Below are 12,768 nucleotides of genomic sequence, written 5' to 3' on the forward strand. Positions count from 1 at the left end.
AACTTCGCGACGTAGATCAGCCGGTGCTCGCGACCAGTGCGTACTCGAATCTCGCACACCCCGTCGCCAATACTCGCCATCGGTTTCCAGTCAGTCGGGTCCAACCCGAGCTCAAGACGGTACACTTCGTAACCCGCGCGACCTCGAGCTTCCGCGGGGAACTCACGGATGCACCGCCGCGTCGAGCCTAGCCATACCGCTGGCGACGAGGACGGTCTCGTGCCCGCCGCTCATGCTTTCGTTAGCGAGCATTCTGTTCGTGTGCTACGAACTTTGACATGAGTCGGAGCGACGCACTCATCACGACTTCTCCCGACCGGCTGGGTGGTACGCCGGTCTTCGCTGGAACACGCGTTCCCGTCCAAACCCTCATCGATTATCTGGAGGGTGGAGATACCCTCGAGGCCTTCCTGGATGACTTTCCTGCCGTTACCCGCGACCACGCCATCGCGATCCTGGAACTGGCGAAGTCCGCACTCCTTTCCAAGGCCGTCGCGGCCTGACGTTACGGGCAAGCCGCATGCGCGTACTGCTCGATGCATGCGTTCCGCGACGTCTCAGGGGAGCGCTGATTGGCCACGCAGTCAGTACAGCCCAAGAGCAAGGCTGGGGCGATCTCGATAACGGCGACTTGCTCGACGCGATGGCGGAGGCGTTCGACGCGCTTGTCACCGTCGACCGTGGCATACCTCACCAACAGCATCTGGCGGCACGACCATTCGGCGTAGTAGTCCTTCGCGCCAAATCGAATCGCTTCATCGATCTGCTGCCGTTGATACCAGAGGTTCTGGAAGCGCTCGCTTCCCTCAAGCCGGGCAACGTCGTGGTCGTTGGCTAACAACGCATGCAGCGGGCGGGCAAGACGCTTGGACGCGTGTTCGTGACGCCCTGCGCCGGCCGCTCATGCATTCGTTAGACGACAAGGGGGCGGAATGGACTTTCTCGGCCTATTCTCACTCGGAGCTTTCATCGGCGCGTTGGTGACCTTTGGACTTCAGTTTGTCGAGGGAAACGAAGGCTTTGCGTTGTGGCAAAAGCTCCTTGCCACCGTCATTGCATCGGTCTTCACGGGCGCCGTAGTCGCGTTCCTCGAGAGGTTTCGTGACTCTGAGGCCCTTGGAGCCTACGGCGTAGGACTCTTGGTCGCCTTTCGCGCGCCTTTATCGCGCACATCGTGTTGAGGACGACGACGCGTCATGGCTTATGTCCGTACAAGACTTGCCACGCATCGCATCGCTGAGCCGCAGCACCAATGGCTTCACCGTCAATGTTACAGATCGTGCGTGCCATGCCGTCTTTGTCGCTGGCATTGACGGAACGGGGACCGCGGCAGTACTCCGTATGAGGGAACCCCCGCGACGTCTGGGATGCCATGACGCGTCCTGCGACGCTTGCAAGCCAAGCCGCTGGCCTAACAATGCATGGAGCGGGCGGGCAACTACGTCGCAGTCACAGCCGGCGGCACTGCGCCCGTCGCTGATGCTGAGCGTTGGGCGCTTTAGATGGCAGCCATCCCCACGATAGCCGCGGATTCGAACGCATTGACATATTTCGTCGAATCGATGTGGAACGGATACGATCCGCGGTTCGATCCATCCGATACGCGAGCATCATCGCCGCGCGCTCGCATGCAACCGCATGGGGCCGTCGGGATTATCCCTCCGCCGCTGCACCCCTACCGCCCCTCCACCGCCACCCAAGCCGGCGCATGATCGCTCGGCTTCTCCAGATCCCGCACCCAATCATGCACCCCGCCGCCTTTCAGCCGCGGCGCCAGCTTCGCGCTAAGCAGCAGATGATCGATGCGCAGCCCCGCATTGCGCTGCCGGTGCTGCCGAAAGTAATCCCAGAACGTGAAGATCTTCTCCTGCGGATACAGCGTGCGGATCGAATCCGTCCACCCCTGCGACAACAGCCGTGCATAGGCGGCGCGGCTCTCCGGCTGCAGCAGCGCATCCTTCTTCCATGATCGCGGATTGTAGATGTCGAGCTCGTCGGTCGGCACCACGTTGTAGTCGCCCGCCAGCACCACGGGCTCGCCGCTCTTCCACAGCCCCGCGGCGTGCGCGATCAGCCGCTCGAACCACGCCAGCTTGTAGTCGAACTTGGGCCCCGGCTGCGGATTGCCGTTGGGCAGATAGATGCACCCCACCACGATCCCGTGCGCACTCGCTTCCAGATACCGGCTTTGCGTATCGGACTCGTCGCCGGGCAGGCCGCGCTGGCGCTCGAGCGGATCGGCGCCTCTGGCCAGGATCGCCACGCCGTTCCACGAGCGCTGTCCGTGCCAGAGCGCGCCGTAGCCGGCATCGCGGATAGCGCCGGCGGGAAAGCCTTCGTCGATGGCCTTGAGCTCCTGCAGGCAGACGATGTCGGGCTCTTCCTTCTCGAGCCACTGCAGCAGGTGACCGAGTCGGCTCTTGACGCCGTTGACGTTGAACGTGGCGATCTTCAAAAGCCTGCTCGCCATCACCTCGGCTCCCGGTCGGCCATGATCGTCGGCATCGCGGCGCCGAGCCGGCGCGCAAGGTGCCGCACGGCTGCGACGACTAGGAACGCGGCGCCAGCTTCCACAACTGGCCCTCCGGCTCGTCGGTGACTACGTACAGCAGGCCGTCGCCGCCCTGGCGCACGTCGCGGATGCGCTGGCGGCGCTCGCCGAGCAGGTACTCTTCGCCAGTGACGCGATCGTTCTGCAGCGTCAGGCGCACGAGGCGGCTGGTCTTGAGCCCGCCGATGAAGAGGCTTCCGCGCCACTGCGGGAACGCATCGCCGCTGTAGAACTCGGCTCCCGACGGCGCGATGACCGGGTCCCAGTAGTAGACGGGACGCTCGTAGCCGGGGCGGTCGGTCTCGGCGCCATCGATGGCGAAACCGACGTACTCCTCGCCGTACGCCACGAGCGGCCATCCGTAGTTCTTGCCCTTCTCGACGAGGTTGAGCTCGTCGCCGCCGCGCGTGCCGTGCTCGATCTCCCAGAGCCTTCCGCGCGAGTCGATCGCAGCCGACTGGATGTTGCGGTGCCCGAGCGACCAGATTTCCGGCAATGCTCCGGCCTGGCCGACGAACGGATTATCGGGCGGCGCCGCGCCATCGGCCGTGATGCGCAGGATCTTGCCGTAGTGACTGCCAAGCTCCTGCGCCTGCGGCCGCATCCTCTTCTCCGACCGCTCTCCCAGGGTGACGAACAGCGTTCCGTCGGCCGCGAAGACGAGTCTGGACCCGAAATGCAGATTGTTGCTGTACGAGGGACGGGTGCGCAGGATGACGCGCACGTCCTCGAGCCGGCTGCGGTCCTGCGCGAGCACCGCGCGGGCGACGCTGGTGCCGTTGCCGTCCTCGCGCGGCTCCGAGTAGCTCCAGAAGATCGTGCGATCGCTGGCGAACCCGGGGCTCAGCGCGACATCGAGCAGCCCGCCCTGACCCTTGGCGACCACGGCGGGAACGCCCTGGATGGGCGCGCCGGTCTTGCCGTCGGCGGTGACGATGCGCATGCGTCCGGGCCGCTCCGTGACCAGCAGATCGCCGTCTGGCAGCGGCTCGACCGCCCACGGGTGCTCGAGCTCGCGCGACAGCACGACGACGTCGAAGGCGACGTTCAGCTTCTCCTCGCAGGCGCGCGTCTGGCCCGGGAAGGCAGGTTTCTGCTCCGGCGCGTTGGCCCAGCTCGTGTCCGCCGGCTTGCATCCGCGCGCCGGAGCATTGTCGGCGGCCGAGCCGCGCACGAAGTAACTGCCAATGGCCAGCGCAGCGGCCGCGGCAAGCAGCACGAGCGTGCGCGAGTAGGTGCTCGACATCCTGGGAACCTCCGGCGACGTGTGCCCAGCCTACACGACCGGCCACGGCGTGCGACCAAGCGCATAGGCTGCGCCACGACCGGCCGCAAGGTTGCAACCTGACGCGGCCGGTCCGAAGGCGGGTGATGGATGTAGGTCGATGGCGCGTCGGCTCCGACGTGCACGCGAGCGCTTGGTGCTACGCCGCCGCGCTCTGCTCCTTCGCGCGCAGCCGCACCGGCACGCCGTTGAGAATGGACTGCCCGACGATCGACTCGACCGGGGCGTCATCGGTCCAGTCGTTCGCCGAAACGCCCGGATGCGAGCCCGCAACGCGCTGCCACGGCGCCGCCGCCGCGTGGCCCCAGCCGTGCGGCAGGCTGACGACGCCCGGGCGCATCTCGTCCGTGAGCTGCACGCGCAGCTCGCCGCTGTAGACGCGGCTTTCGAGGATCGCGACGTCACCGTCGCCGACGCCGGCGCGCACGGCGTCGTCGGGATGCACGTACAGCACGCAGCGATCCTTGCCCGACACCAGTTCGGGAACGTTGTGCATCCAGGAGTTGTTGGTGCGCAGCTCGCGCCGGCCCACCAGCAGCAGCTCATCGGCCGCCGGCGGTGTGGCCACGTCCGCAGCCAGCTCGTCGATGCCGTCGAGGAACGGCTTCTCGGCAAGATGCACGCGGTCGTCGCGGTGGTACATCCGGTGCTGCACGCCCGGCTTCAGAGGGCCGAGATCGATTCCGTGCTCGGCGGCCGCGAGCTTTTTCAAATTGAGGCCCGTGCTCCAGGGCAGGAACTTGTCGCCCCATGGGCCCAGACGCAGCAGCAACGCGGCGGTGGAGGTCGGCGTCCACTTCCACCCGAAGTTGCGTCCGATGCGATAGGCGCGATCCAGCGCCGGCATTCCGAAGGGGCCGCCGCCCATGCGTAGCGCCAGCTCGTGCAGGATCTCCCAGTCGTGCGGCGCATCGTCCTTGCGCTCGACCACCGGCGGCGACCAGCGCACGACGTTGCGGATCGCGACTGCCGGAACGACGAGGTCGATGTGGTCGTCGCTGAGGCATCCGGCCGGCGGCAGGATAACGTCGGCGAAGCGCGTCGTCTCGTTGATGTAGATGTCGACCGAGACCATGAACTCGAGGCTTTCGATCGCCCTGGCCAGACGCCGTCCGTTGGGCACCGACAGGACCGGATTGCCGGCGTAGGTGATGAGCGCGCGAATCTGGCCCTCGCCCGGAGTCTCGATCTCGTCGGCCATGGTGGCGGCGGGCAGATCGCCGAGCGTCTCGGGCAGGCCGCGCACGCGGCTCTTCCACCGCGCGTGGCCGTCCATGCCGCCGGCGTGGGCCATCGCCGCTGCGTCGAACGCCGGCGTCGGGAACATCGAACCGCCGACGACGCCGAGGCGGCCGCTGACGATGTTGAGAAGCTCGCCGGCGTAGGTCGCCAACGTGCCGAAGCGGTTGTTGCAGACGCCGATGCGCGTGTAGCAGACGCCAGTGGGCGCGGCGGCGAATTCGCGTGCAATGCGCTCGATCACTGCGCGCTCGATGCCGCACGAGCGCGCAAGGTCGTCGAGCGACAGGCGCTCGAGCCGGCGCGCCACCTCCGGCCAGCCCGTCGCGATCTTCTCGGCGTCCGGATGCAGGCCCTTCTCGGCCACGACGACCTTGACGAGCGCGAGCAGGAACGCTGCGTCGCCGCCGGGGCGGATCGCCAGGTGCTCGTCGGCGTCGCGGGCGGTCTCGCTGCGGCGCGGGTCGACGACCACGACCTTGCCGCCGCGCGCACGGATCGCGCGAACGCGTGCCTTGACGTTGGGGCCGGCCATCGCGCTGCCCTGCGAGATGTAGGGATTGGCGCCGATGCACAGGAAGTACTGCGTCCGATCGATGTCGGGCACCGGCACCACCAGCGAGCTGCCGAAGAGGTAGTGCGAGGCGGCAAAGCGCGGGCTCGTGTCCTGCGAGCCTGCGCTGTAGGAGTTGCGCGTGCCGATGGCTTTGGTCAGGCCGTGACGCATCAGCAGCGCGCCGTGGTTGTGCGTGATCGGATTGCCGATGTAGAGCGCGATGGCGTCGGCGCCGTGCTGCTCGCGGATCGCGAGCAGTTTCTCCGTGACCAGGTCGTAGGCGGCGTTCCACGAGATCGGCTCGAAGCTGCCGTCGCTGCGGCGGCGCATCGGCGTGCGCAGGCGGTCGGGATCGTGATGGATCGAGGCCAGCGCGATGCCCTTGGGACAGACGTAGCCTTTGGAGACCGGGTCGTCGTGATCGGGCCGCACCGAGACGATGCGGTCGCCCTCAACCTCGAAGTCGAGCCCGCAGCACGCCTCGCACAGCGAGCACGAGCGGTGCACGACGCGCGTCTCCTGCGCGCGCACCGCGGTTGCGGATGAGTTGGGCAGGTTCAGATCGTCCGGATCACGTCGAAGCATCGTTTCCTCCTGAACGGGTCAGGTCTTGCCTGCGAGCAAAATTCTGCGGCGCGTCGAAATGCTCAAATGTAAGACCTGGCCCCATCCTCGTGACGTCGTGGTGCGCTGTGGCAGTCGGCGCCACGGGCCGGCAGCAGCTCCGAGTCGTACTCGCGCATGTACGTGGCGGCGCGCTCGCCGACCGCGCGGCTGATGCCTTCGTCGATGCGGCAGATCCTGTCGCCGCGAAATCGCGTGGCGTGATTGCCTTCGATCACGAGCGGGGGAAGGCCCTCGCGCTCGAACGTGGCGCGGAACGTGATCCAGACCGCGCCGTCGCGCTCTTCTGGTCCCGCGATCACTTCCGGCAAGCGACGGTCGAAACGGCGATCGATCGTGTCGACGCTGCGGCGCAGGTTCGCGATCACTTCGTCGCGTCCCATCGACAGCACCGCAAAGGGACCGCCTCCTTTGACGTGATGCACGGCATCGTCGGTGAAGAACTCATCCAGGCCCGACCAGTCGTCGGTGGCGAAGGCCCTCTCGAATGCGATGGCGTACTGAATGAAGCGCTCCGTGTCGGTCATGGCTGCTCCTTCGCAGGCGCTGCGGCCGCTGCTGCGCGAAAACCCGCTGTCGCCGGCCGCCGGCGCTCGTTGCGGCAAGCGCCTGCCCGCCGGCCGCCGAGTCGACGAGTTCGCCGGCTCGCCGAGCATCCCTAGTAGGCGGGCAAGTGGCTACTGGCAATGTCCACTTTTCTGCGATTGGATGAGTCCAATTCATGATCCATCTCAGCGGACACGGCCCGCTTCACCGCCAGGTCTATCTGGCGCTGCGCCAGTCCATCCTGTCGGGGGAGCTGCGGCGCGGGGCGAGGCTCCCGTCGTCGCGCGCGCTGGCCGAGGAGCTGGCCGTCTCGCGAACCATCACGCAGCTCGCCTACGAGCAGCTCATCGCCGAGGGCTACCTGACCGGCCGCGTCGGCTCGGGAACCTACGTTGCCGAGGAAGTCGACCCGCAAGGCGATGCCGCGGAGGACGACGCGGGCGAGGAGGCCGGTCCGCCGCAGCTATCGCGCGCCGGCCGGCGGGTTCTGGAGCGCAGCGCCTCGCTCTACGGCGCGGCCATCGCTCTTCGCGGGCGGCAGCGCTACGACTTCCGCCCCGGCCTGCCGCCGCTCTCCGACTTTCCGCACGAACGGTGGCGGCGAATGCTCGGCCGTCAGGCCCGCCGCCTGGACGGCGCCGCCTACGAGTACCCTCCAGCCAAGGGTTTGCTCGTCCTTCGCGACGCGCTGGCCCAGTACCTTCGCCGCTCGCGGGCGCTTTCGTGCGACGCCGAGCAGATCGTCATCGTCGGAGGGTCGCAGCAGGGGCTCGACCTGGCCGCGCGCCTGCTTCTCGATCCCGACGACCGCTTCCTCATCGAGGAGCCGGGCTACGAAGGCGCGCGCAACGTCTTTTCGCTCACCGGCGCCGCCGCCGTCCCGGCAACCGTCGATGAGGAGGGGATTGCCGAGCCGCCCGACGATGCCGGCATACGGCTCGCGTACGTGACGCCGTCGCACCAGTATCCCACCGGCGCGATCCTGTCGCTGCCGCGCCGACTGGCCCTGCTGTCGTGGGCCGACCGCAGCGGCGCCTACATCCTCGAGGACGATTACGACGGCGAGTTCCGCTACACCGGCCGGCCGCTGGCGCCGCTCAAGGCGCTCGATCGAAGCGGCCGCGTGATCTACCTCGGCACCTTCTCCAAGGTCATGTTTCCCGCGCTGCGCCTGGGCTACCTGGTGCTGCCGCGCTCGCTCGTGCGCGTCTTCGCGCGCGCCAAGCCCCTGGCCGACGGCGGAACCTCGCCGCTGCTGCAGGCGACGATGGCCGACTTCGTCTCCAGCGGCAGCTTCGAGCTGTACGTGCGGCGCCTGCGCTCGCGCATGCGCGAGCGGCGCCAGGCGCTGCTCGACGCGATCGATGGCGCGCTCGGATCGCAAGTGGCCGTGGCCGGCGCCGATGCGGGCCTTCACGTGCTGCTGCGGTGGAAGAACCGGTCGCCGCAAGACATCGACGCCATCGTCGCGGCCGCTGCCGAACGCGGCGTCGGCGTCTATTCGGCATCGCCGTACTACGTGCGAGCGCCGGAAGTCGGGGAGATGGTGGTCGGTTACGCGGCGATGACGCCTGCCGCCATCAGGAGCGGCGTTCGCCGTCTGGCCGAGGCAGCGGGAGCGGCTCACTAGAAATGCAGGGCATGGCTGAGGCGGAAATCCACAACGTGGGGGCATACCTGTCGCTGCACTCCCCGCGCCGGTGACGTCGCGCATTTTGTGACAGCGGAATCGTTGCGGATTCGGCCAAGGTTGCGCCTTCCATTCGTGGCATGCGACGTGCTTAACAATTGCCATGACCCAAAGTTGTCTTTCGTCCCCTCGGGCCATTGCCGCGCTGGCTGCGGCCTTGGCGATCATTGGAGCTTTTGCCGCGGCGTCGCCGGCGCACGCCCGCTGCGGCGACGTGACCGGCGATGACCAGGTCACCACTTCCGATGCGCTGGCGGTACTGAAGGAATCCGTCGGCCAGAATCCCGACCTTACCTGCCAGGACGATCTGGTCGTGGACAACGACGTTGGCTTCGCCAACCAGCTCGAATGCTTCGGCCATGACTTCGTCGCCAAGATGCGCTGGTCCGAGCATCCGGACCTGGTCTGGAAGGCCGAGACCGAATACTACCTGCCGCTCGAGCCCGAGTACTTCGAGGTCGACGACCTCTTCATCGGGGGCGAGATCGAGGTGCGCCTGGATGATTGCGGCACCGTCGAGTTCGATCTCGACGACTGGGAAATCGTCTATCCAATGCCCGCCGTCGGCGCCGCGTTCTTCTATCTCGACTACGAGTACGACACCGACACGCTCTTCCTGTTCCTGCACCTCGCTCCGCTCGACGTCGAAGACGGTCTGTCGGGCGGCGGCTCGGCCGGGCAGCGGCCGACGCCATCGCGGGTGATGCTCGGGTCGCGGCCTGCGCCGAAGGGCATCAGCCGGGCGCCTTTGAAGTAGGACCAGGGGAGGCTCGGGCCGCCGTTCCGCCCTCGGCGTGCGGCGGCCGGAGCCGCGATGCCCCGAAAAAGAACGGCCGTCACGCTCTCGCGACGGCCGCTCTGCTTTGCGCCGTTCGGCCTCTGCTCAAGGGCGCTCGACGCCCGGCGCCTTGCGTGGCTGCCCCGGTATGGGATTGCGCCCGGGCTCGGTGACTCCGTCGGACGCATCGTCGTCACCCGGCGTCTTGCTGAAATCCGTCTCGTTGCCCATGCCCTCGGGCGTCCCGCGCGGTGTGGGCACGGCTCCCGGCGGTGTGTTCTCGGGCATTGCCTGTGGCGGCAGCGGGTCGTTGAGCTCTTTGGCGGACTTCTTGTCGATGTCGCTATCGTCGACCAGATCGGGCTGCGCCGATGCAGTCCCGGTCCATCCCAACAGCGCCACCGTGGCGGCGGTCAACACGAGGCTTCGGATGCGCATGGATCACCTCACGCGTGAGTCTCCTGTTACCGACGATGCGATGCGCGTCTTGATTCGACCGTCAGCAGCGACGGCGCGCGTGAGGAAGCTCAGCGCAGCAGCACTTCGATGGTGGTGCCGCCGCCGCTGCGAGCGAGCGCAACTGCGCGGCCGCCGTGCAGCTCGGCGATCTGGCGCACCAGCGACAGGCCCAGGCCTACGCCGCCGCCTTCGCCTTCGTGCGTTCCGGCGCGCCGATAAAACGGCTCGAAGATGCGCTCGCGCTCCGCTTCGGGAATGCCGGGGCCACGGTCACTGACCGAAAGGACGGCTCCGCCGCCGTCGGCGCGAGCTACGCGCGCCTGGACCGGCGAGCCCGCGCCATAGCGCCGCGCGTTCTCCAGCAGATTGCGCACCAGACGTCGCAGCAGGCGCACATCGCCGTGGACGGTCACGGCGTCGCCGGCCACTTCGGCATCGACGAGGGCCGCTTCCTCGGCAACCAGCGCCAGCAGGTCGACCGGCTCTCGCGCCGCCGCCACCGCGCCAGCGTCCAGGCGGCTCGTCAGCAGGATCTCGCCGACCAGATCGTCGAGCTCGCGGATGTCGCGGTCGATGCGATCACGCACGTCCTGGCGCGTGTCGGCCGGAAGCAGCGCCAACGCCATTCGCATGCGCGCAAGCGGCGAGCGCAGCTCGTGCGATGCGCTGGCGAGCGCTTCCTTGAGCGAGCGGACCAGACGCTCGATGCGCTCGGCCGCGGCATTGAAGCTGTGCGCGAGGGCGGCGACCTCGTCGCGGCCTTCGACCGTCACGCGTGCGGACAGGTCGCCGCCGCCTAGCGCAGTGACGCTGGCATTGAGGCGTTCGAGCCGCCGCGTCAGGCGCCGGACCACCGGATAGGCGGCAACGGCGATGGCGGCGGCAAGGCCGGCCAGCATGGCCAGCGCGCCGAGCGGGCGCGGGCCGCGATGATGATGGTGCCGCGCCAGGATCCAGCGTCCATCGCTCATCGCCAGCGCCGCCACCAGGCCGTGATCGGCGTGGAAGAGCCGGCACTTGCTCGCGCCCGTCCGTCCTTCCATGCGCAGCAGCGACGCTTTTTGTGGCGGCGGAGGAGGAAGGGCCGGGCCGACGTTGGCGATCAGCTCGCTGTCGGCGCTGCGCATGGTGAGAAAGGCGGGGAACTTCTCGGCCAGGCGCACCAGCGCGGCGTGCTGCTCGATCTGCGGCGCCGAGGCTGGCGGCAGCGTCTTCTCCACCAGCCAGGCGACCCCATCGAGCATCTGCATCGCTTCGAAGTCGCGCGGCACCAGCGCCCATACCAGCGCCGACCCCAGCGCGAAGAGTGCCACCGCGCCCACGAATGCCAGATAGATCTGAAGGTAGAGGCGTTTCACCGGCGGCTTCTCGTCTCCGCTCCTGCCAATGCAGGCGCGGGCCGCCGCCAGAACGGGTGCGAGATCGTCATTCCGCCTCGTCCTGCAGCCGCGCGAACACGTAGCCGCTTCCGCGGATGGTGAGGATGCGGCGCGGGCGCGCCGGATCGTCCTCGATGGCGCTGCGGATGCGCGAGACGTGGACGTCGATGCTGCGGTCGAACGTTTCGTGCGAGTCGCCGCGCACGCGGTTCATCAGCATGTCGCGCGTCATGACGCGTCCGGCGTTCTCGGCCAGCGCGCAGAGCAGATCGAACTGGTACGCGGTCATCGGCCGCTCCTGCCCGTCGACGCGGGCCAGGCGTGCATTGCGGTCGATCTCGAGGCGGCCAAAGCGCAGCACGGGCTCGCCTGGCGCCGTCGATGAGCCGGCGCGCCGCAGGATCGCACGCAGGCGCGCCAGCAGCTCGCGCGGATGGAACGGCTTGGGCAGGTAGTCGTCGGCCCCCAGCTCCAGGCCCACGATGCGGTCCATCTCGTCGCCGCGCGCGGTCAGCATCAGGATGGGAATCGTCGAGCGCCCGCGGACGGTGCGGCAGATGGCGAAGCCATCGCGGTCCGGCAGCATCACGTCGAGGATCAAGGCGTCGAAGCCTCCACGCTCCAGCGTCGCAAGGCCGGTGCCGGCGTCATGGCAGGCCGTGACGTTCATTCCGCTCGCGCCCAGGTATTCCGCGACCATCGCCGCCAGCCCGCGATCATCCTCGATCATCAGGATGCGCTCGCTCATCGGCCCAGCCTCTATCACGCCTCGTGCGCGGACACGCGCGGAAGGGCGGAGCGATGCGAATCGGCAAGCTACCGTCGCTCATGCACTCCGCCACCACGCCTGGCCGGACCGCGCGCAAGGGTCAGCCGCAAGGCGCCGGCCGGTGAAGCGAGCCCAGGCGTACTTCCCGTACGCCCGAGCGAGCGCCCCGGCCGGCAACGCGGCGGATGGACCGTTTCGCGCGGTCTGCCTCAGTGATGGTGGTCGTGGCGCAGGCGCTCGAGCTGCGCGACCAGCTCCACCCGCTGATCCGGCGTCAGGATGTCGGCAGTATCGGCGATGGCATCGGCGATGGTCTGCGTGAGCTCCTCCGCCAGCGCCAGCTCCTGCTGGCGCAGCTTCTCGATCGCGTCGCGATCCACCGTCGGCTGCGACAGCAATGCGGCCAGCTCGTCGCGGTGCGCGCGGTGCTGGTCGCGCAGCGGCTCGAGCTCATCGATCGCTTCGGCAACGACGCTCTGGACCCGCTCTTCCTGCTCGTCGGTCGCATCGAGACGGTGCATGGCGAAGGAGACGAACGTGCCGATACGCTCGCGCGCCTTTTCGCCGTGGCAGCCGGGGCCGCGCGAGAATGCATGCAGTGCTGCGTCGGCCACCGGCATCGTCGATCCGGCGAGGAAGCCGACGGCGCCCGCCGCCAGGCCGCCGAGCAGCAGCCCGCCCAGGATCCGGCGGCCGCGGCGCGGAGAACGCTCCTTTTCAGGGTACGGGTGGTTCGGTTCGGTGTGGCCCAGATCTTCCATGTCTCGACTCCTCGTCGTCGACCCTGCGGTCGTTGCTGCGGCCGCGGACTGCGACCGTCGCGGAGGAATCTAGGGGCGGGAAGTTTCGGGAAGTTGTCGCGAAGGTAAAGTTTCGTGAACGCTCCGGCCGC

12 protein-coding genes are annotated in these 12,768 nt (G+C 68.1%); 4 read left to right on the plus strand and 8 right to left on the minus strand.

Annotated elements, in window-relative coordinates; genetic code table 11:
• Positions 1-278 precede the first annotated feature (278 nt).
• Positions 279-503, plus strand: a complete 225-nt coding sequence (locus VEC57_09490) for a DUF433 domain-containing protein (GenBank protein HYB99346.1) — start codon at positions 279-281, stop codon at positions 501-503.
• Positions 504-520: 17 nt separating this feature from the next.
• Positions 521-838, plus strand: coding sequence for a DUF5615 family PIN-like protein (locus tag VEC57_09495; protein HYB99347.1), 318 nt, complete (start codon positions 521-523; stop codon positions 836-838).
• Between the two features lie 837 nt (positions 839-1,675).
• Here the strand turns inward: VEC57_09495 and xth are convergent.
• The 4 genes from xth to VEC57_09515 form a co-directional block, all read right to left on the minus strand.
• On the minus strand, positions 1,676-2,470 hold the full coding sequence (gene xth / locus VEC57_09500; protein ID HYB99348.1) for an exodeoxyribonuclease III: 795 nt from the start codon (positions 2,468-2,470) through the stop codon (positions 1,676-1,678).
• 79 nt (positions 2,471-2,549) lie between these two features.
• Complete coding sequence (locus VEC57_09505) at positions 2,550-3,797, minus strand: PQQ-dependent sugar dehydrogenase (protein ID HYB99349.1); 1,248 nt, start codon at positions 3,795-3,797, stop codon at positions 2,550-2,552.
• A gap of 178 nt (positions 3,798-3,975) precedes the next feature.
• The gene (locus VEC57_09510; protein HYB99350.1) at positions 3,976-6,216 is read right to left on the minus strand and encodes a molybdopterin-dependent oxidoreductase; all 2,241 of its coding nucleotides are present in this window, start codon (positions 6,214-6,216) and stop codon (positions 3,976-3,978) included.
• A 62-nt stretch (positions 6,217-6,278) separates the two neighbouring features.
• Positions 6,279-6,782, minus strand: a complete 504-nt coding sequence (locus tag VEC57_09515) for a nuclear transport factor 2 family protein (protein ID HYB99351.1) — start codon at positions 6,780-6,782, stop codon at positions 6,279-6,281.
• Positions 6,783-6,976: 194 nt separating this feature from the next.
• Here VEC57_09515 and VEC57_09520 point away from each other — a divergent pair, with 194 nt between their 5' ends.
• Positions 6,977-8,431 carry a PLP-dependent aminotransferase family protein gene (locus VEC57_09520; GenBank protein HYB99352.1) on the plus strand — a complete coding sequence of 485 codons (1,455 nt, stop codon included), beginning with the start codon at positions 6,977-6,979 and terminating at the stop codon, positions 8,429-8,431.
• Positions 8,432-8,648: 217 nt separating this feature from the next.
• Positions 8,649-9,248 carry a hypothetical protein gene (locus VEC57_09525; GenBank protein ID HYB99353.1) on the plus strand — a complete coding sequence of 200 codons (600 nt, stop codon included), beginning with the start codon at positions 8,649-8,651 and terminating at the stop codon, positions 9,246-9,248.
• Positions 9,249-9,374: 126 nt separating this feature from the next.
• Here VEC57_09525 and VEC57_09530 read toward each other — a convergent pair whose 3' ends face one another.
• From VEC57_09530 to VEC57_09545, 4 genes are all read right to left on the minus strand, one after another.
• Positions 9,375-9,707, minus strand: coding sequence for a hypothetical protein (locus VEC57_09530; protein ID HYB99354.1), 333 nt, complete (start codon positions 9,705-9,707; stop codon positions 9,375-9,377).
• An 89-nt stretch (positions 9,708-9,796) separates the two neighbouring features.
• Positions 9,797-11,086: a HAMP domain-containing sensor histidine kinase gene (locus VEC57_09535; protein ID HYB99355.1), complete on the minus strand. Its 1,290-nt coding sequence runs from the start codon at positions 11,084-11,086 to the stop codon at positions 9,797-9,799.
• A gap of 67 nt (positions 11,087-11,153) precedes the next feature.
• On the minus strand, positions 11,154-11,855 hold the full coding sequence (locus VEC57_09540) for a response regulator transcription factor (GenBank protein ID HYB99356.1): 702 nt from the start codon (positions 11,853-11,855) through the stop codon (positions 11,154-11,156).
• A gap of 230 nt (positions 11,856-12,085) precedes the next feature.
• Complete coding sequence (locus tag VEC57_09545) at positions 12,086-12,637, minus strand: Spy/CpxP family protein refolding chaperone (GenBank protein HYB99357.1); 552 nt, start codon at positions 12,635-12,637, stop codon at positions 12,086-12,088.
• Between the last annotated feature and the right edge of the window lie 131 nt (positions 12,638-12,768).

This window comes from Candidatus Limnocylindrales bacterium (assembly GCA_035626395.1).
GTDB lineage: Bacteria > Desulfobacterota > Binatia > UBA1149 > CAITLU01 > DASPNH01.